General features: G+C 61.0%; 14 protein-coding genes. 9 read left to right on the top strand and 5 right to left on the bottom strand.

Translation table 11 applies throughout. From position 1 onward, the window contains the following. Positions 1–9: 9 nt before the first annotated feature. The 3 genes from SH292x_RS23575 to SH292x_RS23585 all read left to right on the top strand — a co-directional run bounded on the left by SH292x_RS23575 (position 10) and on the right by SH292x_RS23585 (position 4,537). Entirely contained in the window at positions 10–678 is a 669-nt protein-coding gene (locus SH292x_RS23575; RefSeq protein WP_442483480.1) for a hypothetical protein, read from the top strand. A gap of 28 nt (positions 679–706) precedes the next feature. Further along, positions 707–1,966 (top strand): outer membrane protein assembly factor BamB family protein, encoded by a 1,260-nt coding sequence (locus tag SH292x_RS23580; RefSeq protein WP_442483481.1) that lies wholly within the window; start codon positions 707–709, stop codon positions 1,964–1,966. A 411-nt stretch (positions 1,967–2,377) separates the two neighbouring features. Then, a complete protein-coding gene (locus SH292x_RS23585; protein ID WP_442483482.1) occupies positions 2,378–4,537 on the top strand; it encodes a prolyl oligopeptidase family serine peptidase in 2,160 nt (719 codons plus the stop codon). Between the two features lie 85 nt (positions 4,538–4,622). On the opposite strand, the gene SH292x_RS23590 is transcribed toward SH292x_RS23585, so the two are convergent. Then, positions 4,623–6,296 (bottom strand): sigma-70 family RNA polymerase sigma factor, encoded by a 1,674-nt coding sequence (locus SH292x_RS23590; protein ID WP_442483483.1) that lies wholly within the window; start codon positions 6,294–6,296, stop codon positions 4,623–4,625. Between the two features lie 571 nt (positions 6,297–6,867). Here SH292x_RS23590 and SH292x_RS23595 point away from each other — a divergent pair. Together SH292x_RS23595 and SH292x_RS23600 are read left to right on the top strand one after the other, a co-directional pair. Then, positions 6,868–8,229 carry a hypothetical protein gene (locus tag SH292x_RS23595; RefSeq protein WP_442483484.1) on the top strand — a complete coding sequence of 454 codons (1,362 nt, stop codon included), beginning with the start codon at positions 6,868–6,870 and terminating at the stop codon, positions 8,227–8,229. 150 nt (positions 8,230–8,379) lie between these two features. After that, positions 8,380–8,754, top strand: coding sequence for a DUF2237 family protein (locus tag SH292x_RS23600; protein ID WP_442483485.1), 375 nt, complete (start codon positions 8,380–8,382; stop codon positions 8,752–8,754). A gap of 176 nt (positions 8,755–8,930) precedes the next feature. Here the strand turns inward: SH292x_RS23600 and SH292x_RS23605 are convergent, their stop codons facing one another. Continuing rightward, positions 8,931–10,211 carry a tyrosine/phenylalanine carboxypeptidase domain-containing protein gene (locus SH292x_RS23605; RefSeq protein ID WP_442483486.1) on the bottom strand — a complete coding sequence of 427 codons (1,281 nt, stop codon included), beginning with the start codon at positions 10,209–10,211 and terminating at the stop codon, positions 8,931–8,933. 451 nt (positions 10,212–10,662) lie between these two features. Between SH292x_RS23605 and SH292x_RS23610 the strand changes: the two genes are divergently transcribed. Then, on the top strand, positions 10,663–12,846 hold the full coding sequence (locus tag SH292x_RS23610; RefSeq protein ID WP_442483487.1) for a serine/threonine protein kinase: 2,184 nt from the start codon (positions 10,663–10,665) through the stop codon (positions 12,844–12,846). A 72-nt stretch (positions 12,847–12,918) separates the two neighbouring features. Here SH292x_RS23610 and SH292x_RS23615 read toward each other — a convergent pair whose 3' ends face one another. Together SH292x_RS23615 and SH292x_RS23620 are read right to left on the bottom strand one after the other, a co-directional pair. Beyond that, a complete protein-coding gene (locus SH292x_RS23615; protein WP_442483488.1) occupies positions 12,919–15,444 on the bottom strand; it encodes a sigma-70 family RNA polymerase sigma factor in 2,526 nt (841 codons plus the stop codon). Between the two features lie 1,082 nt (positions 15,445–16,526). After that, positions 16,527–17,024, bottom strand: coding sequence for a hypothetical protein (locus SH292x_RS23620; protein ID WP_442483489.1), 498 nt, complete (start codon positions 17,022–17,024; stop codon positions 16,527–16,529). Positions 17,025–17,811: 787 nt separating this feature from the next. On the opposite strand from SH292x_RS23620, the gene SH292x_RS23625 reads away from it, so the two are divergent. From SH292x_RS23625 to SH292x_RS23635, 3 genes are all read left to right on the top strand, one after another. After that, positions 17,812–18,603 (top strand): N-formylglutamate amidohydrolase, encoded by a 792-nt coding sequence (locus SH292x_RS23625; protein ID WP_442483490.1) that lies wholly within the window; start codon positions 17,812–17,814, stop codon positions 18,601–18,603. Between the two features lie 399 nt (positions 18,604–19,002). Beyond that, on the top strand, positions 19,003–20,919 hold the full coding sequence (locus SH292x_RS23630; protein ID WP_442483491.1) for a flavohemoglobin expression-modulating QEGLA motif protein: 1,917 nt from the start codon (positions 19,003–19,005) through the stop codon (positions 20,917–20,919). After that, the gene (locus tag SH292x_RS23635) at positions 20,916–21,962 is read left to right on the top strand and encodes a glutathione synthetase (RefSeq protein ID WP_442483492.1); all 1,047 of its coding nucleotides are present in this window, start codon (positions 20,916–20,918) and stop codon (positions 21,960–21,962) included. The genes SH292x_RS23630 and SH292x_RS23635 overlap by 4 nt, the downstream gene beginning before the upstream one ends. A 395-nt stretch (positions 21,963–22,357) precedes the next feature. On the opposite strand, the gene SH292x_RS23640 is transcribed toward SH292x_RS23635, so the two are convergent. After that, the gene (locus SH292x_RS23640) at positions 22,358–25,765 is read right to left on the bottom strand and encodes a DEAD/DEAH box helicase (RefSeq protein WP_442483493.1); all 3,408 of its coding nucleotides are present in this window, start codon (positions 25,763–25,765) and stop codon (positions 22,358–22,360) included. Between the last annotated feature and the right edge of the window lie 209 nt (positions 25,766–25,974).

The following is a 25,974-nucleotide window of genomic DNA, read 5'->3' on the forward strand; positions in this document are numbered from 1 at the left end:
GTCAACAACATGTGGCGTCTCTCGGTTGTCTGCCTGCTCTTCTGCTCGACCACACTCGCGGGCGAACCTACGGGCCCCAACGCCGACGTGCTGAAGATCGCCTATTCCTACGAAGACGGCGGCGAGTATAAGTGGCAGGGCTCGGGCGTCCCCGAAGAGCTCACCTTCGCCGGCGAGCAGATCTTGCCCAAGGGCGATGGCACCTTCTGCTGTGGCTACACGCTCGCGGTGGTGTTCAAGGCCGCCCAGCAGCGTGGCTTGCTCGACGGCAAGTCGCCCGACGATGTTCGCACGCTTCATAAGCATTGGTACGGCAACACAGACGACAGCAAAGAGACTTTGGTGCAGTACGCACTCGTCGAACAGAAACTCGGCCACGCCGTCGAGCACGACGACGCCCAGCCCGGCGACTTCGTGCAGTACTGGCGCACCAATGGCTCGGGGCATAGCGTCGTGTTCCTCGACTGGGTCGTCGACGAGGGGATGACCATCGGGTTCAAGTACCGCAGCTCCCAAAAGTCGACCGATGGCATTGGCGATCGCATCGAGTACTTCAGCGACGCCGCCGATCCGACGAACCCCGTCGGCAAGGTCGACCGCAAACGCTTCTACATCGTCCGCCTAGCGAGCGGCAACTCTTCCCACACACCTACTTCCGATTCCAAAGCCAACGAATAGTCGGCTCAACCGCGAGGTCTCCATTCTCATGCGACAGCTCTCACGCACTCAACTCGCCGCTACGGCGATAGCGCTACTCACACTGACTTCCCCCGCGCTCGCCAACTGGCCCGAGTGGCGCGGCCCCGACAGCAACTTGGTTGCCCCGCCCGGCGACTATCCCATCGAGTTCGGCCCCGACAAGAACTGCCTGTGGCAGATCGACCTGGGTGGCGAAGGGGCTTCGACCCCCGCGGTGTGGGACAACATGCTGTTCCTCACGCTCACCGCCGGCGATCAAGACGTCGTCGCCAGTTACGATCTCGATGGCAACGAGCGGTGGCGTAAGGTTCTCAGTCCCGCCCGCGCCGGCAAGCATCGTAGCGCCACCGGCAGCAATCCTTCGCCTGTGACCGATGGCAAAGTCGTGGTGGTCTACTTCAAGAGCGGCCTCGTCGCCTGCCTCGACACCGAGGGCAACGAAAAGTGGCGCGTCAATCTGCAAGACAAGTACGGCGCGGACACCCTGTGGTGGGACCTCGGCACCTCGCCCATCCTCACCAGCGCGGGAGTCTGCATCGCCGTGATGCAGGAAGGCGATTCGTACTTGGTGACGCTCGACGCCGAGACGGGCAAGGAAGTTTGGAAGACCAAACGGCAGTACCAGCGCCCTCGCGAATCGGATCAAGCTTACACCACTCCCGCCGTAATCGACCTAGATGGCCGCGAGATCATTGTCACGTTCGGCGCCGACCACTTGACCGCGCACGACGCCAAGTCGGGCGAGCAGGTGTGGGAGCTCGATGGTTTCAACCCGCAAGAGCAGGGGATGTGGCGGGTGATCTGCTCGCCCACCATCGCCAATGGCGTGGCGGTGGTGCCCTACGGACGCGGTTCGTTCGCCGCGGCGGTCGACCTCACGAAGGGCGAGAAGCCCGAGCGCATTTGGGACATAGAAGTCACCGGTGGCGACGTTCCTTCGCCGGTCATCGCCGAAGGGAAAGTCTACCTCCTCAGTGACAAGGGAGACCTCACCTGCCTCGACGTGGCGACAGGCGAAGTCGTCGCCGAAGGCCAACTTCGCCGGCACCGCGATCGCTACTTCAGCTCGCCGCTCATGGCCGGCGGCAATCTCTACTGCCTCCGCGAGGATGGCACCATGTTCGTCGTCGCGCCGGGCGAGGAGTTTGAGATCCTCGCCGAGAACGACCTGGGCGACACCAGCGTCTCGAGCCCCGTGCCCGTCGACGGAACGCTGCTAGTCCGCACGCGTAACAAACTGTTCCGGTTTGGTATCAAGACTGAGTAAGCTCCCACTCTTAAGGCAACTGTTCGCCGCCTTTCGACAAGCACTTCTTCTAACAGGAGGAAACAGAGAGAACAGAGAGAGTAAACCGAGTTGGGATGGTGGAACACGAATCTTTACTAGTTACCTTCGTGTCGATCCGTGCTAATTAACTCCTTCGTTCCCTTCGTTTCCTTCTGTTAACACTTTTTTGAACAGAAGAGAACAAAGGAAACAAAGAGAGTGAATAGAGCGATGGCGGAACGCGAATCTTTGCCAATACCACTAGCGTTTAGCAGAAATTAGTGTTTTCATCTTCTCTGTTACCTCCGTTTCCTCCTGTTAATCATCTGTGAATGGTTACCTTTAAAGCTTACCAACGCACCGCTCACCGCCAAAGCTCTCCGTGCCCTCCGTGGTTAATTAGGAACTCGCATGCCCACTCTGAAGCTACCCACTCTGCTTACCATCCTCTCCCTGTTCCTATCGACCGCAGCCATGGCCGCCGAACCTCCTGAAACTCCCAAGCGGCCTGTCTCCGACACCTACCACGGCACCAAAGTCACCGAGGACTATCGCTGGCTCGAGGACTGGGAGAGCGGTGAAGTGAAGGCGTGGAGCGAAGCCCAGAACGAATACGCCCGCTCGATCCTCGACAAACTCCCCGGCACCGAGGAGCTTCGCGAACAAGTCACCGCGATCATGAGCGCCCAAACCGCTCGTTATGGCGGCGTGAAGTACGCGGGCGGCAACTGGTTTGCCATGAAGAATCAGCCGCCGCTTCAGCAGTCGTTCCTGGTGGTCGCCGACTCGCCGACGCACGCCGACAAGATTCGCGTGCTGGTCGACCCCAATGAGATCGACAAAACCGGGGCGACGACCATCGAATGGTTCCGCCCTTCGCCCGATGGCAAGCTCGTCGCCGTCTGCATGTCGATGGGTGGTCACGAAGTGGGAGACGTTCGCGTTTACGAGACCGCCACGGGTAAGCAGCTCGCCGACGAGGTGCCCCGCGTGAACACCGGCACCGCCGGTGGCGATTTGTCGTGGGACCCCAAGGGCGAGGGATTCTACTACACGCGGCACCCTCGCGCCGGCGAGCGTGCCGACGAGGACATGAATTTCTATCAACAGGTCTACTACCACCAGCTCGGCACGGCGACCGAAGACGATCGCTACGAGATTGGTAAGGACTTTCCTCGCATCGCCGAGACGCGCATCGACTGCGATAAAGCCACCGGCCGCGTGCTCGCCACCGTGCAGTACGGCGATGGTGGGCAGTTCTCGCACTTCCTCCGCGACACCGATGGCACCTGGCACGAGTTCAGCAAGTTCGAAGATCGCGTCATCCAAGCCGAGTTCGGACAGCACGACGATCTCTACATCATCTCGCGCGCGGACGCCCCGCGCGGCAAGCTGCTGCACGTGAAGATCTCCGACCTCAAGGCGGGTAAGTTCAACACCATCCTGCCCGAGAGCGACGACACGCTGGTCACCACCTTCTGGGAAGGTGGCTCGCTGCTCGCGACGGCCGACCGCATTTTCGTGGTCTACCAACTTGGCGGCCCCACGGAGATTCGCGTGTTTGACCTCCAGGGCAAACCGCTCGAAGCCCCCGCGCAGCCCGAAGTCGCCTCGGCCGGCGAGCTCGCGAACGGCCCCGACGGGACGATCCTCTTCACGGCTGGCTCCTACATTCAGCCCTCGGCCACTTATCTGTTCCACCCAAAGAGTGGTGTCACCACCGCCACCGACTTCCGCTACGAACTCCCCGTCTCGCTCGCCGATGCCGAAGTCCGCCGCGAGTTCGCCACCAGCAAAGATGGCACGAAGGTCCCCGTGAACCTGATCTTCCCCAAGGGAACCAAACTCGATGGCAAGAACCCTTGCCTCATCACCGCCTACGGTGGCTACGGCGTCAGCCTCGAACCCGGCGCTAGCTCGCTCAATCGCATTCTGCTTGATCATGGCTTCGTCGTCGGCGTGGCGAACATCCGCGGCGGCGGCGAATATGGCGAGAGCTGGCACCTCGAAGGCAACCTCACCAAGAAGCAAAACGTGTTCGACGACTTCGCCGCGGTGCTCGAGCACGTCATCGAGCGTGGCTACACCAGCAGCGATCGCCTGGCGATCGAGGGCGGCAGCAACGGCGGATTGCTGATGGGTGCAACGCTTACTCAGCACCCCAACCTGATGAAGTGCGTCATCTCGCACGTCGGCATCTACGACATGCTTCGCGTCGAGCTTTCGCCCAACGGAGCGTTCAACATCACCGAGTTCGGCACCGTCGAGAACCCTGAGCAGTTCGAGGCCCTCTACAATTACTCGCCGATCCACCAAGTGAAAGATGGCACCAAGTACCCACCCGTGCTGTTCCTCACCGGTGCGAACGACCCCCGCGTCGATCCGATGCAGTCCCGCAAAATGACCGCCCGCCTCCAAGCCGCCGGCGACTCGCCCATCCTGCTCCGCACCAGCAGCGACTCCGGCCACGGCGCCGGCACTCCCTTGAGCGAACGCATCGAACAAGAAGTCGACTGCCTGGCGTTCATGTTCGACGAGCTGGGCGTGAAGGTGGAGACGAAGAAGGACTGAGCAAAGTACAAGGTAGGCGCAACAAAATAGCCCCGAGCAAACGTTGCTCGGGGCTATTCGTGTTTTCAGACTTCAAACGCGCCGCTTAGAACTCCAGGGCGATCTTCTCTTCCTTCGCCGCTTGACGCAGCTTGGTGAGGGCTCGCATTTCGATCTGGCGGATGCGTTCCTTGGTCACGCCCAGCTCCGCACCGACTTCCTTCAACGTCTGCGGCTCTTGGCGATGGTCGAGGCCGAACCGGCCGATGATGATCTTCTGCTCGCGCTCGTCCAGCTTGCGGAGGATCCGTTCGATCTGCCGCTCGCGTGTGTCCTGAGCCGACTCTTCGATCATCGGGTTGGCACGTTGCTCCTCGGTGGCCGCGAACAGCTCGTCGTGGCTCGTGCGGAAGCGATCGCGATGCTTGAACTCGCCAGGAATGGTCCGGGCAAAGTTCTTCATGATCGCCCACGTGGCGTACGTGCTGAACTTATTGCCACGCGAGAAGTCGAACTTCTCAATGGCCCGCAGCAGCGACATGTTGCCATCGCTCACCAGCTCGAAGAAGTTCTGATCGGGCGTTACGTGCCGCTTGGCGATCGAAACCACCAAACGCAGGTTAGCCCGGGCAATGTCGTTCTTCGTGCTGACCGCTTGATCGTGCAGGGCTTCGATCTCGTCGAGCGTCGTCGCCTTGGGATTCAGCGGGTCGAGCGTTTCACGCAGCTTGGCCGCCTTGTACTTCAGGAAGTTGTACTTGCGGAACAAGTGACCTTCCTGCTCACGCGTCAGCAAAGGCATCTCGTACAGGCTCGCCAAGTAGGGAGGCAAGCCGCTCGGCACCTTCGCCTTGCGAGTCACCGTCTCGGCAGCCGGCATTTCGCCCAGGCAAGCCGCGTCGGCACCCTTACGAGCGAACCGCGGATTCGGAATGAAGTCCAGCGGCAGCTCCATGATCTCAGCCGCACGCACCTCGTTCACCACGCGGTACACGGTGGTCTTGGTGCGACCGTACTGACGCATCAGCTTCTCGATCGGCATGCCGCGGCGATACTGTTGATACAGTCTCTTCTTTTGGCCCGACGTGAGCGGGGCCTTGGCGTCCGGGAAGATCGCCAACTGCGGATGCTCTTTGTCGAACTGGCGAATCGTCGAACGAATCGTTTCGACGCTGCGGCCCGAACGCTCGGCCAAGCGGCGCGAGATCTCGCTCTGGCACGCACCACCGCTCGCCAAGTTACGGGCGTTGCTGATGATGTCGTTGCGTTGTTCGTCGGTCAGTTGGCTAAAGCGGGCACCACGCGAGACGCGCTGCCCATTGTTCTTCACGAATCGGTCGACGCTGCTCCGCAGGAAGCCCACCCGTTTGCGTCCATCGAACACAAACCGCCGGCTCACTAAGCCGAGTTCGCGCCAACGCGAAATCGTCTTGGTCGAGACGTTGAACTGCCGCGCGAGTTGCTCGACGGTCAACACTTGCTCACCGGCAGCATCGGCGTCGATGTCGATGGAGTCCGACAGGTCCTCCACCAACAGTCGCAGATCGTGCAGCAGGGCTTCGCCCACCATCTTCGTCTTGGCGTCGTCCGAGTCGGCATCGGGCCGGTAGCCAGTCACGCGGAAGCAGACGAACTCGTACGTGTAGGTTTTATCGGGGTCGACATCCGCAATAAGCCCCTCGGCAGCTTCCACCTGGTGGAGCCGCTGGGCCCGCGGAGCGTACCGCACCTGCTGGTCTCGCAGGCGTCGAATTGCGTCGGATTCATAGTGGCGATGCATAAGGGCACCTCTTCGTTCGCTGTCGCCGCGTCGGTCCGTATTCCGTACACTCCTTGCGATATCGCTGCTTGCACACTGTGTGCCAAGCGTCCGTACGTGGTTCCGTTGCTGGTCTCAGTTCCTTGTGAATGCTAGTAGAGAAACGTCATTCGCCCATCTGTGGGCACTTGTTTATTCGTAGGTGCTAGCCGTTTCTTGGCCAGGACACCCCCTCGTATGCCGGTCAGCCGCAGTGGTCAAGGGTTGCTAGCGATCCGACTCCGTACCTGTTGTACGTATTAAGACGAGAAAGGGTCGAGAGAAAGTTCGCGCCGCCCGCGGCTTTTCTTCCCGGGTTTCCGTGAGGAAAAACCTTCCGGATACCATAAACACCTACCAAATAAGAAGTTACGACAAGCTGGGTATTTTTGACCGGCCGTTCCAAAATCGAACGACCCAGTTCGCCCATTCAACCCTAACACCCATCCACCCCCGCCAGCGGGTGAAATTGAACTTTCTTTGCCGGAAACGTCGATGAACCCGACAGGCCTCCGCTCCAACCGGTAGTTCCGTCGACCTTCACGGATTCATCATGACTCGTCTTCGATCAGCTAGCTGGCCGTTCTCCCTTCTCCTGGTGCTGGCAGGATCCGCCTTTGCCGAGGCACCCGTCCGCCTGGCCCCGTCGGGCGATCGGCCGGAAATCGAGACCATCACGGTCGAGGTTGAACTCGGCGGCGAGCTTCAGCTTCCCGCAGTCCCCGGCCAAACCACCGCCGGCACGCAGCCCGTCGTCGCCAAGGCGAAGCTTGTGTTCGACGAACTGCAGCAGCCCAGCCGTACCGAGAGCGTTCGTTACTACCGCACCATCGAAGGCGAAGCCGGCCCCGCTGGTAAATCGAAACCACTCGCGGTTCGCGACTCCCGCCGACTGCTTGCCGTTAGGACCACGGACGCCGGTCGTCAGTTCGCGCCAGTCGAAGGATTGCTCAACCGTTCCGAACTCGACGTCCTCAAGACGTTCGCCGATCCACTCGCCCTCGCCGCGCTACTTCCGAACCGCGAAGTGCCTGCGGGTGAAACCTGGTCGCACGACGCCGAAGTGATGAAGAGCCTGCTGGGAATCGACTCCGTGGGTGTTTGCGAAGCCAGTAGCGTGCTGTCCGAGTCCAACGAACACTTCGCCCGTTGCCAGATTGCGGGCGTGGTGCATGGCGTAGCGGACGGGGCAACCGTGGAAATGGAAATCGATGGCGTCTACTTGGTGCGTCGCGCAACGGGCGAAGTCACCCAGGCCAACCTCGCTATTCGCGAGAACCGTGGCATCGGTCCCGCCACTCCAGGACTCACCGGCGTTACCAAGGTTCGCGTCAAGCGCGAGCCCGCCGTCGACTCGCCACTCGATCGCGAACGGATCGGCCTGGCTCACGCCGTCGCACCGACCGAAACCCAGCAGCTCGAACTCACCAATCCCCGTCTCGGCTATTCGACCATCGTCGATGGCAACTGGGTGGTCACCGGCTCGCTCGCCAATCGCCAGACGCTCCGCCGCATTGCGAGCGAAGGCCTCGTTTCGCACGGCAACATCGTCCGCCTTGATCCTAAGCCGCTCGACGCCGAAACGTCGCTCGCCGAGTTCCGTCACGATGTCGTCACTTCGCTCTCGAACAATTCGGTGAGCCTGAAGTCGGAAGGGCAGTGGCTCAACGCCGAGGGTTGCCGGGTGATGGAAATCGTCACGGTTGGCCAGGTAGATGGCGTGGAGCTCGAATGGCACTCGTACCAAGTCGCCCCGCCCGAAGGCCGCGAAGACCTGCCTCGCGTGGCGCTGTCGTTCACCGTCGAGAAGACCGAACTCGAACGACTCGCCCAGCAGGATCGCGAATTCGTGCACCGACTCCGCATTCTCGACGCCTCGGAACTAGCGGCCGCCGCCCGTGGCCTGAGTAAGTAGCCTTCAGGCCGCAATGGATCCATCAGCCGCAGGGCGCTAGCCCCCGGTTCCCAATCAACTTCGCTGTGATCGGGCAAAAAGGTCCGCGGCCACCACGAATCTGGTATGCTGCGGAGAAGCTCAAAACTCTCTCCGCCCCGTGGTACCTCGATGTCCTACACCAACGCCAAGAACGTCCTCGGCGAGCCTCTCCAAGCCTGCTGCACCGACCCGATGACGGGCTTCTATCGCGATGGCTACTGCCACACCGGCGGCAGCGACGTCGGCGTGCACGTCGTGTGCGCCGAGATGACCGAGGAGTTCCTCGAGTTCAGCCGTCGCCAGGGCAACGACCTCTCCACGCCAATGCCCCAGTACCACTTCCCGGGCCTCGTCCCCGGCGACCGCTGGTGCCTATGCGCCGCGAGATGGAAAGAAGCCTACGACGCCGGCATGGCCCCCAAAGTACTGCTGGCCGCCTGCCACATCTCGTCGCTCGAGTTCGCGACGCTCGAAGAGCTGGAAGAGCACGCGATCCAGTACTAGGCGTAGGCCGGATCAAGCTCCGCGCCGACCCGGCGCTTGGAACACGGCCACAAGTCAGCTCAGAACGCCACGCCAATCCGACTGGCGAAACGCGCCAGTGTCCCACTCCTTCAATAGCCGGGCCGCCACGCGGGCCGCGGGTTCAACTGTTCCATAACTCGAAGGTCATTCCCCCCTCACGCGCACTCCAACCGACTAGCCGCGTCCACAAACCGATCGAGCGACACCGCTTCGAGTTCGACGGTCATCATGAACGACGAGTAGGCCAGCGTGGCGGCGAGGCGCCGGGTGTCGCGGGCCCAGGGGGGAACGTAATGCGGCCGCGCGAGTAGGCCTGATTCGAAGTAGGGGGCAAGCGTCAGCGTGTCGCTCATGGTTAGTCGGCCGGCGAACAGGCGCTCGATGATCTCCGGGCGGTTGTCGCGAATGGCCAGGTTCATTAGCACGTGGGTTTCCATCAGCCCCTTGAGGTACGCGCTATCCTTCGTAAACACGACTCCACCCCGCACGTCCCCGCCACGGAAGAGGCGCTGCGCCGATTTGTACGACTCGCGCTCGTCCTGCCCCGCCTCAAGGAATAGTCGAAAACAGTCGATGAAGTCCGCCCCATCGAGTGCCTCCTTTAGTGCCAAGATGCGAAGCGCCAGCCGACGCAAGCGATTGATGTCGATCGAACCAGTCACCACCTCGGCGAAGACGGCGATTCCCTCTTGCGTCCGCGTGGTGCGAGGTGCTCCGAGGCCGAGGCTCTTCAGGTGTGGCTGGCGTTTTCCATTGATGGCGGTCGCCATATGCACCAGCGCTTCGTGGTTGTAAAGCTGATCGAAATCGAGATCGGAGAACATGGCCGATCCGCGAACACGTAGCCTGGTCGTCCCTGCGATTGCTTTGGACGACAGGTCGTCATCAACAATCACTTCCACCTCGTCGTCCGCGAAGTACGCCGTCACCGCTTGCCGAAGCCGCGCCGCGAAGGGTTCGGCGGCTTGGCTCGGAGTGGTACGGGCGATGAAGGTTCCGCTCTGCAGGCGATCGGTCTTCTCCAACAAGAACGCGGCCGCGTCGACCCCCGTGAACGATTGCGTGCGATACACGTCGTTCGGTCGGCCATACAAACGAATCGATCGCTCGGTGAACTCAGGCGTCCCCGCGCTCATCAACATCCGCGCGGCTTCGGCGTAGCTCGCCGCGGTCCGTCGCAGGAACTGGAGCAGCGGGTCGTCCCCCTCGCAGCGAACCACGTACGCATCGAGCGCCGCAATCTCATCTCGCCAATCGGGAATCTGTAGTTCCACCCGCGGCAGCTCCGGCCGACCAGCTCGCCAGTTTTGGAGGAACGACTCCTCCAACGCATCGGGCCAATTCAGATGCTTGAGCACCACGATTGGCTTGGCGACCTCAATTAATCGCGCATCCAGTTCCGCCAACCGCGAATCGAGCGGTGTTCCCGAAGTCATGGTTCACAACCATTCTGCCACGCCACCGGAGCGGCGGGCCGTAAGAGGAGGAGCATCTCCGTCATTCTCACGCCGCAGCCACGAGCTTGTCCAGCAACTCGCACCCAATTCGTTGATAAGGGATTTGCGTATCTCCATTCGCGTTCCGCCATTCAACTCCTTCCATAGCCGGGCTGCCACGCGGGCCGCGAACGCGGTTGCTTCCTCAGTGATCCCAGTAGCCGGACTCGCAAGAGTTCGGGCCGCCTACTGGTGTCCCCCGAATTCTTGCGAATCCGGCTACGATTTACCGTGGTCTGCTGTGCGACTCGCCCGCAATGCAGTCAAATTCCGCACAACTGCGACGGCGCCGCGGGGCTGAACTATACTGTCTTATCCCGTGTAGTTCCTATCGGGCTCGGAGAGCCCTCCCACAATTACTAGTCGCTACGACTTCCTGGCTTCTGCACCCATGGCCAAGCGCAATTTCTTCTCGCTCGCGAATTCCATCAGCCCGGCAGCCGCGCACATGACGTGGGCTTCGAAGACGGTGGCGGGGACCGTGGCTCGCACACGGCGATTCCTCACGCGACAGATTTGGCTCTGGCCGATTATCGCGGTGCTGTTGCTTTCGACACTCGGGTGGTGGGTGAATGGAAGCATCGAGCGGACCATGGAGGACAACCTCGTCAGCGAGCTCGAGACGATTCGCGATGTGGAAGTGGCGATGCTCAAGAAGTGGATGATCTCGCAGGAGAACATCGCCCGCAGTGTCGCCGACGACGTCGATGTTCGCCGCTTGGCACTCGAAATCTTGAACCTTGGGGCCGCGGACCATGACGGTAGCGATCTCGAAGCAATCAACAACGCGAACGCCTCCCTGGGTAAGCTGCTTCGGCCCGCCATGAACTCGCACGACTACGACCACTTCATGCTGCTCGACCGCACACAAGTTATTGCGACTTCGCGGGCGGATGCACGCGGCTTGGCGATTCCTGCAACTCTGAAGCCTCTGGTGGCCAAGGCATTTGAAGGCAAAGCGATGGTCGCTCGACCTTACAAGAGTTTGCTGAGCAACGTCGACGACACGGGGCAGCTCCGCGCGGGCGTGCCGATGATGTACGTGCTCGCCCCCGTTGTGGACGAACACCTGCAGACCGTCGCGGTGCTTGGTCTGCAGATTCGTCCCGAGCGCGAGTTCACCCAACTTCTGCAGCTCGGTCAAATCGGCAAAACCGGCGAGACGTACGCGTTTGATGCGAATGGCTTGATGCTGTCGAACAGCCGCTTCGATCACGCCCTGAAGCTCGACGGAATGCTGCCCGAAGAGGGGCCGTCGATCCTGAATCTTTTGGTGCGAGATCCGGGAGGGAATATCAGCAAAGGTTACCGCCCAAAGAAACTGCGGAGCGAGCTGCCGCTGACCAAGATGGTGGCCAGCGCCTCGGCGGGGAACACCGACTTCGATGTTGCCGGCTATCGCGACTACCGAGGCGAGGAAGTCGTAGGGGCGTGGACTTGGCTTCCCGAGTACGGATTCGGCGTCGGCACCGAGATCGATTACAGCGAAGCGTTTCGACCCCTGGTGATCCTGAAGCGGACGCACTGGGTGCTGATGACGCTGCTTGCGATTAGTTCGATCGCCATCTTCATCTTCACGCTGATGATGGCTCGCCTGCAGGTTCAGGCTCGCGAGGCGGCGATCGAAGCGAAGCAACTCGGACAGTACAAACTCGAAGAGAAGCTGGGCGAGGGGGCGATGGGCGTTGTGTATCGCGGACAGCACGCCATGCTCCGCCGGCCCACGGCCATCAAGCTGCTGAACGCCGATCGCGTGACCGACCTGTCGATCGGACGCTTCGAGCGCGAGGTGCAGATCACCAGCAACCTGAACCACCCCAACACAATCGCCATCTACGACTTCGGCCGCACGCCCGAGGACATTTTTTACTACGCGATGGAGTTCCTCGATGGCATCGACCTGCAAACGCTCGTCGATCGCTACGGCCCGCAGCCTGCGGGTCGGGTGATTTACATTCTCAAGCAGGTGTGTGGGTCGTTGTACGAAGCGCATTGTGCGGGGCTCGTGCATCGTGATATCAAACCGGCGAACATCATGCTCAATCGGCGTGGTGGCGAAGGGGACGTGGTGAAGGTGCTCGACTTTGGGTTGGTGAAAGCGAAAGAGGATCGCGGCGAGGGCGAGTCGATGGCCGGCACTCCGCTCTACATGTCGCCCGAGGCGATTCAACTGCCGAACTCGGTGGACGCTTGCAGCGACATCTACGCGGTCGGCGCGGTGGGTTACTTCCTGATCACGGGCAAGCCGGTGTTCGCGGCCGACACGCTGGTCGATCTGTGCCAGATGCACACCAGCGAGCCACCAGTCCCCCCCAGCCAGCGTCTCGGGCAGCCCGTGCCCGCGGAACTGGAGCACGCGATTTTGAGCTGCCTCGAGAAGTCCCGCGCCCGCCGCCCGCAGACTGCCCGTGACCTGGCGAAGCTGCTCGACGCGTGCCCGGCGGCCGACGAGTGGACGCTCGACCAAGCCGACGCATGGTGGAGCGCCCACGAACGCGGCGTCACCCCGCCGAGCACGGGGCAGAAGACGCACAGCGAGACCTACGACGCGACGATGCTGTTCGAATCGGAGTGAGGTGCGAGTTAGTATTTCGCTGTAGTCAATAGCCGGACCGCCACGCGCGTGCGTGCGTGAAACAACAACGGTCTACTCATCCGTCTCCGTTTCCTCTTCCTCCGACTGCGACCGCTCCTGCGGATCGACCCTTGGGTTCAGTAGCTCCCCGACCGACTTGTTCCTTGCTTCCAACTCTCGTTGCAGTTGATCGCACTGCTGACGCAGCGCGTCGAGTTCTTGCTTGAGCTTGGCGAGTTCGTTGGGGTCGATCGGAGGGTGATGGGGTTGAGTGGGTGCTGGTGCGGCGCCAACCACGGGAGGTTGCGGAGCTACTGGCTGGACTGGGACCACGGGCTGGACTGGATCGAGGCCAGGTAGAGGTTGACCCAGACGATCTTGACTACGTACCGGTTCTGGATTGTACGGCTGCGGAGCCGCCAAGCCCTGCACCTGAATCTGCATCACGGGCGATTCGAGCTTCTGCAGCTTGATCAAATAATCCCTCGGCTTCTCGGGAGCCGTGAACTTATCGATCAACTCGCCCTCCGCAGTGAAAATACAAACCGTGGGAACTCGTTTGATCGCGAGTCGCTCCGCGAGTGCAGGTTGAGCATCTACAGCGATCTTCACCGGCACGGATCGAAGCGCCAGAAACCTCTTCACTTCGGGCGTGTTCTCGACCGTCTCGATGAATCGATCACCACCACCGAACGGGCCGACAAAGTGCACTATCACCTTCCGGCCATCACGCTTCGCGATATCGAGTGCCGCGTCGAGGTCCGATTGCCAGAACACGCGGAGCTCGGCGGGTTGAGCGGGGGCGGCGACTCCGAACGCGGCGTTCGGTGGCATCACGGGTTGCGGCGGGCCGAGTTCGCCGAGGATGTCGATGGTGGAACTTACGGGCGGAGTCGGTGGCGTGGGTGGATGAGCGGGAACGCCATTCAACGTCGCCGTTGGGCCGCTTGAAAGGGTACTACTCAACCTCGCCGGCCGCGTATCCGACCAGTTGCCGATCTCGCCAGCGGGCACCGCGAGTCCCCTTCGCTGCGCAATCATCACATCCCGCTGCACCGGAGCACTCGCCTGCTTTTCCCGGGCGGCGATCTTGCGTTTCATTTCCAGGACTTTGGCCTTGGCTTGGAACACCTCGGCCCGCATGAGGGTTGCTTCACCCAGCTCGACCGAAGCCTCCGCCAGTTCCTGTGGCGAAGCGGTGCCATCGGCGAATTGCGCATTGATGACTTCGTACTTCTTCTGGATTGCCTTCGACTTCTGCTCCAAACCCTCAGCGCGGGTTTCCCAGTAGCGCATCTCGAGTTGCAACTCCTCGATCCCCGGCTGATCGCTCTCTGCGGTTCGCGACGTCGTCACATCCACGAACCCGCCGAACTGGCTGGGGGCAGAGTTCCACTGAGGCACCGCTGGCTGCGAGGGTGCCCCCATTATTGCGCCCCGTGCCGTGCCCGAGACCGTGATGGTCGGCGGCGTGGGGCTTGGCTGTGCGAGGGTTGTGTCGGTCATGCCGGACGCGTCGGCTTGGATCGTGATCGCGTTGGGCGGGATCGGCGAGGCGACATCGACCCTGGTGGTCACGTCGACGGGCGGGGCAGGGGGGCGGTGGGCTTCGATGGCCACCGAAGCTGCTTCGCCTTCGTCGTTCGCGTCGCTCGCAGCAGAGGCTTGGAGCGTTACGCCACCGATCGCGACCGTTGGCGAATCCTTGGCGGCGTCCGTCGCGAGCACGGTGCCCGCGCCGATGGCGAGGACGGCAATAGCCGCGAGGGCGGGTTTGGCGAGCGAAGCGTACAGCATGGCCGAGACTCCATTTTGGGCGAGCGAACAAGCAACGGCTGAGCTACTCGTCGTAGCCGCGGCGGTGGAACTAACAAACTGACTGGCTGCGTGAGCGGTTTGGGTGGCGAGCGTCGTGGAGCTCGCGGCGGCGTGGGCCGATTCGACCATCGACGACGCGATGCCCGCGGCAATCGACAGCGCCACGCCACGCCGTGCAAGACGATGACGCAAGAGCTGCTTGCCGCGTGCGAGGCGACCTTTAATCGTCGCGGTGGTGGAGTCGAGCATCTCGGCGGCACGGCTTCGCGAATGGCCTTCGAGATAACAGAGCACGAGTGGCTCCTGGTAACGAGCGGGTAATGCGCGGAGCTCTTCGATCATCACGGCGACCGAGTGCTGCTCGTAGATTCGATCGAGCGGGTCGCACTCGGGCGATGCGAAGTCGTGACCATTCAGCGGTTCTTCAGGGCGGGATTTGTTCCGCCGCGCGAGGGCGACCGACGTGCGATACGCGACGCGATACAACCAACCAGCCGCCGAATCGCTCGCACGAATGTCGCCGGCACGCTTGGCAAGGATCATGAACGTCGCTTGAAACGCGTCGTCCACGTCCGCGGGGCGGCGGAGCACCTGGCGACAGACCGAAAGCACGAGCGGGGCATGCAGCTCCACGAGCTCGGCAAACGCCTCAGTGTCGCCCCGACGCGTGAATCGCACCAGCAGCTCGCCATCGGTCGGCGGGATCGAATAGACGAAACCAGCCGCCACCGGCGAAGGGGCGAAACTGGGCGAGTCGGGTGAAGTTTGGAGAGTAGACAAGGGCGTTTCAGTGCAAACGTCGAGCGGCAAATCGTGCCTCTACGGTATTAGAGCGTCGCCACGAGAGGAGGGACCGAAGTTTCTTGAAAGATTTTTAGCGGGGGAGCTAGCAGCTCCCAAGGCGAGCGGGGCCCGTTAGGGCCGTGGTGATTTTAACCCTCGATTTCGCTCCCCCTTCTCGCACGAATAAAGTCCCGCTTTCGTGACTATTTCAGTGACTGCGACTTTATTCTTTTGGGCCCAACTCGCGGGCGTTATAAAGCGACGTGTTTTCTCGGGTGAAATCATGGTGAGATGGTTTGGGCGAAAAGAGTAATGTCGCAGGGGTGTCCCGCAGGTGCGACTTTACTAAGGGGGAAGTTGCGTAGGCCGGATCAAGCGGAGCGCCGATCCGGCGCTTGGCGTGTTGGGTTGCAGGCCTACCTCTCCAATGGTTGATTGATGGGCAGAGCGTTTTTATTTCTCACGCAGAGACGCGAAGAGGTTTTCCTAATGCACAGTCATAGCGCGTGGCATTCCGAATGGAGGCAAACGACGGAGGAATATGCGCTGCCGAGGGAGGTCGCGTTATCACTTTTCGGAGGTCGCTGGTACATGCTCTTCGAATTGGCAGGCCGTGTTCTACTATAGGCGAGATTTCTCGGTCGCGTCGTTTATCAAGAAAAGGGCCTGTCGAAATGACATGCTTGGGGAGGTCTGTAAGTGGCTCAGTTTCTCCTTTCTTCTTAGCGTCATTTGCCGGGTCGGCGCTCCGCTTGATCCGGCCTACGTGAACTCAACCTACCATGGGCGCGAGTACTTTCTAGCCCCTTTTTGGAACATCTGTACATTTTCTCGAAATTTCCAAAAGGGTTCAGAGATCCGGGGAGAAAATGGAGATTCTCGTACCCTGTGTCATCCTGAAGGAGCCTAGCGACCGAAGGATCTCGCCCCTAGAAGGTACGTGGGGTGGCTGGGGACGAGTCTTGCGAGCCCCCAGTGTTCCATCGCCGATTCTGGGGGCTCGTGGAACTCGTCCCCAGCCACCCGGAACTGTTACTAGAGGCGCGAGAAGATGGCAAGCAGGATGCTTACCCCACGATTCAAAACTCGTCCATCAGGATGAATACCTTCGGCGTGCCGTCGGGGTTTTCGAAGGTGTAGGCGCGGGTGATGCCGCGCACGGGGCCGCGACGGTATTCGAACGAGAAGTGGCTGATCTCGTCGAACTTGGGCGAGCCGTTTTTGCCTTCGCCGACGATGGTGGCTCCGTCTTCTTCGATGGCGCGTTTGAACCGCTTCATTAGCTCGGGCATCAACTTCGTTCGCACGTCGTCGTAGGTCGGCTTGCTCAGGTCGATCTCGGCTTCGATGCGATAGCCTCCGTCGAACACGACGCCCGACGAGTGGCCGCTGGAGGCCATGGCATAGGGGATGCCGAGGTCGTTGCACACCTTGGTCAGCATCTGGTGCGGCTCGAACGATTGCAGCATCGTGTGATCGTCGAAGGGGCGGCGCTGGACGAACAGCGCCACCAGCGCAGCGACGGCCACCGTGGCAATGAGTAGTTCGCGAATAGTGAAGCGGAAGAGGTTTTTCATCGAGGGGCGCGTGAGGCGGGGGCGGGCGGTATCTATTAGACAGGATACCGAGGTCCATTCGCTCGGAGGAAGTGAATCTTGGAGGTGGGTGGGAGGTTTTCTTGGCTGGAGGTTCTGCGGCGGATGTTAGGCCCGGCGTTTACGCCGGGTGAAGGAGGCGACGCAAAGGTTTGGGCCCGCGAATCACGCGGATGCTCGCGAATCGGAAGAAAGGAAAGAACAGGAGGAAACGGAGAGAACGGCGGAAGATAAACGGAGAAGGAAAAGAGATTCGGAACAGAAGGGAACGAAGGAAACGAAGATGGGTAATCGATCTACCAGGGTGCGCTTCGGCTCGTTTATCTCCGTAGCCGGACTCGCAAGAGTTCGGGCAGCATTCGAGGGACTCCCGAATTCTTGCGAATCCGGCTACCTTCATTCTCTCTGTTCTCTCTGTTTCCTCCTGTTCTCTTTCTTTGCATTCGCGTCAATTCGCGTCATTCGCGGGCCGGACTCTTCCTTCGTTCTCTTCGTTACCTTCTGTTCGAATCGTTCCCAGGGTGCGCCCATTAGGGTGATTCGCGGGCCAAACTTTCCGGAACCGCTGAGCGTCGGGCGCTCAGGTTCTCGCGATGCTGATCGTTCGTCGTGCAGAGGAGGGATCGGCTTGGCGATTTGCAGGAATTCTCGGGGCTATCGCGGGCTCGGACTACCTGCTGAGTGCGGCTCGGTGCATTGGCACGGGCTTTGCGTTCTAACGCCGTTGTCCGTTTACAACTTTCCTGTCGTCTCATGGGGCTTGGTGGCCATGAGTCTGTCTCCCTATCGAATCCTGCGCCGCGGGTACGGCCCGATCGTGGCCGCGTCGCTGCATGATGGTCACGACACGCGTGACGATCTCGATGCACTGTTCGGCATTGATAGTGCCGCGCGGCTTCGTGAAGAAGATCCTTCGACCAGCGTCTGGACGCAGGTCGCCGATACGCAGTTCGTCGCGCTCAGGTCGCGGTTCGAAGTCGACTTGAATCGCCCACGGGAAAAAGCGGTGTACCAAACACCGGAAGACGCGTGGCAACTAGAAGTGTGGCGCGAGACGATTGCCACTGAAGCCGTGGAGCAGTCGCTCGCGGTTTACGATCAGTTCTACGCCGACGTCGAACGAGTGCTACGCGAGCTACTCACGAAGCACACGCACCTCGTGGTGTACGACCTGCATACCTACAACCACCTTCGCGACGGTACGCCCGCCAGCGAAGCGGAGAACCCCGAAGTCAACATTGGTACCGGCTCGATGGACCGCGAGTACTGGGGGCCTGTGGTCGACCGGTTCATCGGCGATCTCGGCACTCAGGACGTCTTGGGAAAAACAATGGATGTCCGCGAAAACATCAAGTTCTTTGGCGGCAACTTTCCGCAGTGGGTCCACCGAACGTTCCCGGGGCAAGTGTGCGCGATTGCGATTGAGTTCAAGAAGGTGTTCATGGACGAGCGAACCGGCGAGACCGACCTCGAACACGTGGCAGCGATCTACCGGGCGCTCGAAGCGACGGTGCCGGGGGTGGAGCGGGAGCTAAGGACAATGGATTTGAACAGAAGGTAACGAAGGGAACGAAGGAAGATTTGCCCGCGAATGACGCGAATCGGCGCGAATAAGAAGGAAAGAAGATTAACAGGAGGGAACGGAGAGAACAGAGAGAATGAAGGTAGCCGGATTCGCCAGAATTCGGGAGTCACTCGATGGCGGCCCGAACTCTTGCGAGTCCGGCTACGGAGATAAACGAGCCGAAGCGCACGCTGGGAATCGGAATGGAGAGTTGTTAGGTTCGCGGTCCGCGTGGCGGCCCGGCTATTGAATTGGAAGTGGGAGCTTGTGACTTTTTCTTCGTTTCCTTCGTTTCCTTCTGTTAATAACTCTTCCTTCCTCTGTTCTCTCCGTTTCCTCCTGTTCACTCCTTACGAGCATGGCCCGAACTTTTGCGATTCCGGCTACAACTAAATCATGAGCAACACGAAAGCCAACGCGATTGAGAAGATTTACCGCACGGTCACGCAGGTGGTCGCGGAGCGGGTGGGGAAGAACTTGCGCGTGCGGCGGAACTTGCCCGACGGTGGGCGGGTGCGGATTGATCGGCAGTTGCCATTCCTGTGTGTTCATCGCGAGCCGGTGGAGCGGAAGGATCCCGGGACGCGAGAGCTAGTGACCAGCGAGGCGTCGTACCTGATGGCATCGGGCGATCCGCTGCACGAAGCTGGCATCACGCGGCTAGTGACGATGGTTCGCGAGATGCTCACCGAGCACTTCGGAAAGTTCCTGGTGATCGAGATCTGGGCGCACGAGGCGTGGCCGTACGGCGGACCGGCGCTCAAGCCGGGGTTCGAAGTAGTGGCGCCGCCAGGAAGTGCGGCTTCGGCGATGGCCGAAGTGCTGGCCGAGGCGCTGCGCGAGGTGAAGCTCGAGGGACTCGCGGCGGAAGTGAAGATTACAGAGCCCCGCGCACCGACGCCGAGCGATCTGCCCGCCATGTTCGATACGGGCGACGATCACGACGGACAGTGGGTGACGCTTGGCATCGCGGTGCAGCCGGTCTACAGCGACCGGGCAACCGGCACGCTGTATCCGCGGGTGCTTCAGCGGCTTCGCTCGCAGTTCGCCCAGGCGGTTCGAAAGACGGTGGCGCAGTTTGGTGGCGTGGGGGGTGGCGAAGGCGAACGACCGACCGTGGCGTATCAATCGTACGGGCCGACCTCGATGGTGCGGGCTGCGCGGTTGGTGGATCAGCAGTTGTGTGAAGTGTCGGACGCGTTCGACTTTGTGCTGCAAGTCACTCCGATCAATACCGAGCAAGCGTGGAGCGATTTTGCCGAGAGTGGCTATCGCTCTGAGCCGATGTTCTACTACCGACCGTTGCCGTACGACCCGCATCAACTCAAGCGGCAACTGTTCGCGATTGAAGTCGAGCGCATTGAAGACACCGTGCTCGCGCAGTTATTCCGCCAGAAGCAAGTGGAACTCGATTGGCAACTGTCGGCGCTCCGCGAGCTGAATACGCGGGGCTTCCTGTCGTCGAGCCGCCATCTTTACGCGCCACCCGACGTTGCGCTGGTGAGTTTGGCACGGAGCATCCTCGAGCGATTCCCGGAAGTCGAGCCGATGGAGGACGAAGAGGAACTGGTTCCGGCGGAAAAGATCGCCGAGCGGGCTCGCGAGCACATCGACTACTACCACCAGCAGATGCCCGAGTTCAAGGCGAGGGTCGAGATGTGCGACCAGATCGCGGCGGGCTTGATGGTGTCGCGGGGCAAGCTGCTGGTGTCGCCGACGCTGTCGCTTCGCGAGTCGCGCGTCGAACCGCTGCTCAATCACGAGGTCGGCACGCACCTGGTGACCTATTACAACGGCCGTTCGCAACCGTTTCGTCAGCTTTACGCGGGACTGGCGGGTTACGAAGAACTGCAGGAAGGCCTGGCGGTGCTCGCCGAGCATTTGTCGAGGGGACTGAACTCGAATCGGCTGCGCAATCTCGCCGGGCGTGTGATTGCCGTGGCGATGCGGGTCGAGGGGCGGGCGTTTGTCGAGACGTTCGAGCACCTGCATCAAACGTGCGGTTTCGATGCTAGGCAGTCGTTCGTTACGACGCTGCGGGCGTATCGCGGCGGCGGCCTCACGAAGGACGCGATGTACCTCCGCGGGCTCGATCGGTTGCTGGCGTACTTGGCCGAGGGGCACGATATCGCGCCGCTGTACGTCGGCAAGATTGCTTTGGGGCATGTTCGCTGGATCCAAGACTTACGAAGCCGCGACATCGTCAAAGCACCGCGAACGATGCCGCGTTATTTAGAAGAACCACAACTCCGCGAGCGCCTCGAAGCGACTCGCCGGCTAACAATTCTCGAACTGGTTGAGCATTCGTCATGAAACTCGGATTTGTTGTGAACAGCGTGAAGAGCGAGCAAGCGGCGTTCACCACGACGCGACTCGCCATGACCGCCACCAACATGGGTCACAAGATCTATCTGTTGGGGGTCGGCGACTTTATCTACGAGCCCGATGGTTCGATCCACGCGCACGCGCGAGAAGTGCACGGGAATAGCTACGAGTCGCTCGAGGCGTTTCTCGACGAGATGCAATCGAGCGAGGCGGAATCGGTGCGCATTAAAGTTGACGACCTGGATGTTCTGTTGCTGCGGAACGACCCGTCGGATGACGCGGTCGAACGGCCATGGGCCCAGACGTCGGGCATTCTGTTTGGGCAGCTCGCGGCGTCGCGGGGCGTGCTGGTGCTCAACGACCCGGTGAACCTCGCCAACGCGCTCAACAAAACGTACTTCCAGCACTTCCCCGAGCAAGTGCGGCCGAAAACCTGCATCAGCCGCGACGCGGAGGAGATCAAGAAGTTCATCACCGAGCAAGGCGATAAGACAGTGATCAAGCCGCTGCAAGGATCGGGAGGGCAGAGTGTGTTCTTGGTGGGGGAGGACGAGAAGGCGAACCTCAACCAGATGATCGAGGCCGTAACGCGGGACGGTTACTGCATCGCGCAGGAGTACCTGCCCGCTGCGGTGGATGGCGACGTGCGGTTGTTCGTGATGAATGGCCGGCCGCTGTGGCACAATGGCCAGTACGCTGCGTTCCGCCGCGTGAACGAGACGGGCGACGCGCGCAGCAACATGCACTCGGGTGGCAAGAGCGTCGAAGCCGAGGTGACGCCGAAGATGCTGGAGCTGGTCGAGATGGTCCGTCCGAAGCTGGTCCGCGACGGCATGTTCCTGGTGGGCCTCGACATCGTGGACGACAAACTGATGGAGATCAACGTCTTCACCCCCGGCGGGCTCGGTAGCGCCAAGAACCACACGGGCGTCGACTTCACCGAAGCGGTGATTCGCGATTTAGAGCGCAAGGTGAAGTACAAGGAGTACTACGGCGGAACGCTGCGGAACGTCGAGATGGCGACGCTTTAAGGAATTCTGTTGCCCGCAAATAGATAAGAGAAGAAGAACAGGAGGAAACGGAGGGAACAGAGATGGGAAGAAGGATTAACAGAAGGGAACGAATGAAACGAAGAAGGGAAGAAAGTAGTACTTTTGTTGCTCTCGGTGCTCTTCCTTCGTTGTCTTCGTTACCTTCTGTTCAAAACGCTTCCAGGGTGCGCTTCGCTCTGACGTGATTCCACTTCGTGGAATGCTCCTGATTCATTTCTTCTCTCTGTTCCCTCCGTTTCCTCCTGTTCTCTTCCTTCTCTATTCGCGAACATTAGCGCCATTCGCGGGTCAAAATCCTCCTTCGTTCTCTTCGTTCCCTTCTGTTCACGTCTTAGTCTCGGGGCACGAATTCTGGCGACTCCGGCTACGACGTTTCAGCTCAGGAGCAGTTGCAGGTCTTCGGTCGTTAGTCCTGCGAGGCTCGCGGAGTTTTGTTCGAGGATTGCGTCGGCGAGGTGGCGTTTGCGTTGTTGCAGCTCCAGCACTTTTTCTTCCACCGTGTCGCGGGCGATCAGGCGGTAGGCGAATACCGAGCGGGTTTGGCCAATGCGGTGGGCGCGGTCGATGGCCTGGGCTTCCACCGCGGGGTTCCACCAGGGGTCGAGCAGGAACACGTAGTCGGCCGCGGTGAGGTTGAGCCCCGTGCCACCCGCTTTGAGGCTGATGAGAAACGCCGAGCAGCGCGCGTCATTCTGGAATCGCTCGACACGGTCTTGCCGCTTGCGCGTCCGGCCATCGAGGTACTCGTAGCGAATGCCGGCGGTGTCGAGCCGGTCGCGGACGATCGCCAGCAGCGACGTGAACTGCGAGAACACCAGCGCCTTGTGCCCTTCGGACACGACTTCGGTGAGTTGCTCGACCAAGAGGTCGACCTTCGCGCTCGGCCGGCTCGCGAGCTTGCTGTCGATCAAACCGGGATGACACGCGGCTTGGCGGAGACGCAGCAGCGCCTCGAGCACGTGCATCCGCGATTTGTCCATGCCCGACTGATCGATCCGCTGGAGCAGCGAGTCGCGGTAATAGGCTCGCAGTTCGTCGTACTTCTTACGGTCCTTGGGCAGTAGCTCGCAGTACAGCGTTTGCTCGCTCTTGTCGGGCAGGTCCTTGAGCACTTGCTTCTTCGTGCGGCGGAGCATGAAGGGTGCGAGACCTTTTCGCAGCGAGTTCAAAGCTTGGTGTTGTTCGTTCGATTCGGACGAACTCGCTTGCTTCGATAGGTTGGTGAGCGTGGTGGAACGGCCCAGCATGCCGGGGTTGAGGAACTCGAACTGCGACCACAACTCGTCGAGGCGATTCTCGATGGGCGTGCCGGTGAGGGTGAGTCGATGCCGGGCGTCGAGCAGCCGACATGCCTTGGCCGAGAGAGACGTGTGGTTCTTGATCGCCTGGGCTTCGTCGAGGATCGCGTAGTCGAACGGCTGCTTGCTGAGTTGTTCGATGTCACGCCGCAACGTGCCGTAGGTGGTGAGGACGAGGTCGAAGTCGCCGAGCTGCTCGACATCGCGGGCGAGGCCGGTGTGGTTGAGGACGTTCAGCGTGGGCGCGAATCGCTCGGCCTCGGCCTGCCAGTTGAACACCAGGCTCTTGGGGGCGACGACCAGCGAGGGGCGATGCTCTTCGCCCTTCGCGCGGCGTTGCCTTCTGCCGAGCAACAGCGCGAGCACCTGCACGGTTTTGCCGAGCCCCATGTCGTCCGCCAAACAACCGCCGAGCGACAGGCTCTGTAGAAACTTGAGCCAGCCGAGCCCTTGCTCTTGGTAAGGGCGCAGTTCGCCGCGGAAGCCGCGAGGTGGTTTGGCCGGTGTGATGCCCTCGAAGTTTCGCAGGCGATTGCGGAACGTCGCGAACTGCCGATCGAGCTGGATCGCCGCGTCTCCTTCGCGAGCCGCGAGCATCGCGTCGAGCAGCATGGCCTGCGATAGCTTGAACCGCAGCCGATCTCCTTCGACCTTCCCCATCTCGGCGAGCGGTGCGTAACGGGCGAGCCACTCTTGGGGGAGCATGCCGCGGCTGCCATCGCCGAGCGTCACGTAGTTCTCGCCGGCTTTGATCGCCGCGAGCAGTGCGGGGAGCGACGCCTGGGTGTCGCCGAAGTCGATTTGTGTGTCGAGGTCGAACCAATCCACGCCACTCGAAACGTTCATGCGAAACGCACTCGCCGACCGCACGCGATGCCCCTCGGCTTCAACCTCCCAGCCGCGTGCGACCAGCTCGCTCACCACTGTCGGTAGCTTCTTCGCCACGAATTGCAGGGTGCCGGGGCGGGTGTCCTGGTAGCCGTAGTGGTCGCGCTTCGAGAGCTTGAGCTCGCGAAGATGGTTGAGCAGCTTGGCTTCGGCTTCACGATCGCGCTCAATGAGCTGCTCGCCTCCTGGGTCCACAATGCGTGCGGCCATCGAGTCGATCGGCACCAGGGTGTCGCCGTACTTGAAGTGGGCGTCGGCGAATAAGTCGTTCAGGCCGCGGCGCTGCCAATCAGGCACTTTCGACGCGTCGGGTGCGGGGTGGACTCGTAGGCAGCCAATCGGCTTTGTGGAAATGACCTTCGGCTCGTAACCTGCTGGCCAGAGCACGTCGATCGGCTGTGGGCTATGGCTAAGGGCGGCAAGCAGCTTTGCCCGCTCGGCGTAGGGCACCACGATCGATTCATGTTTTCTTAGTAGTGTCAGCCAACGGAAGTCGCACGACGCATCGACGAGCCCAATGCGATCTTGCTGCATCACGACGCCACTCGCGAGCACCAGCACGGGTGCCGGCAGGGGGAGGACTTCGAACTCGCCGGCCGCGGTGGTTCGCGTGAGTTCGCCGGCGAGTGTCCACTGCTGCTTCTTGTCGTCGGCTTCGATGCGAATGCGAGGCTGCCACCGTGGACCAGAGTCCCACACGAGCGCCTGCGTGGCGTCGCCGCCCTGTGGGTGCCCCATCTCCCAACCTAGCCGGCCCGTCGCCGCCATCTTTGGCAGGATCAGGCCGGCCATCGCCTCGCTGATCCGTACCTCGGAACAGAACATTGAGTCGTAACTCGTGTGGCCGTAGTAACCGCCGCCGGAGTTGAGGCGATTGCCGAGTACCAGGCCGAGTACTTCGCGGTCGTCGGGCCCGAAAAGGTCGAGGGAGTGTCGATTGGCGGTGAGCGACTTGAGCTTACCCCACTCACCACTTTTGAGCGTCACTTGCTCGAAGAGCTCGACGGCTAGCTCGCCCGAGTCGGCGCTACGAACCATGTCGACGATGTAGAACACGCGGTGCTGCCGCCCGGAGAGCACGTCGTCGAACTTCGGCGGGTCGGGCGGTTTGCCGATGGCGTGCAGTTCGGCTTCCCAGCTCGCCGTAGCCTTCTTCGCAGATGTCTGTTTAAAAGAAGTTGTTACGCGCGACGTGTCGAGCTCTTCTTCAAAGTCGTCGGAGTACTCGTCGTAATACGCTTCTTCGTACTCCTCGCCAACGGGTTCGACGTAGGCCAGTTCCAACCGACCGGTGCCGGGCAAATTGGGCGTGAGGTCATGCTGGTCGGCCCTGAGGATGGTTGCCCACAGGTGCTTGCAGAAGCTTCCCTCTTCGAAATAGGGGCAGGTACATTGGCCAGCAATCGCACCAGTCCGAGGCTCCCACCTCACCGACACGTGGTACTTAGACCCATAGCTTCCGTTGACCTTGGCCTCGATCACGTGAGGCTGCGAGCGTTTGATCGGGATCAGCGACACGCGATTCCGGGCGTAGCTCTCGCCCTTCTGCCGTACGGCCGAAGAAAACACGTGCTCCAATCGCGTTGCCAGTGGCATCCCTGCAATCTCCCGACGACATCCGGCACTTGCCTGCATCCCGAGGCAAAAGATCAGTCTAAGATTCGTCGCGGAAACGAACAACTCTCGGAGGCCCGCGAATTGCGCGAATCGGCGCGAATGGGAAGAGTGGAGAACAGGAGGAAACGGAGAGAACAGAGACGGAAGGACTATTAACAGAAGAGAACGAAGGAAACAAAGAAAGAAAA

Origin of the sequence: Aeoliella fuhlenseeensis (genome assembly GCF_052161615.1) — a bacterium.
GTDB lineage: Bacteria > Planctomycetota > Planctomycetia > Pirellulales > Lacipirellulaceae > Aeoliella.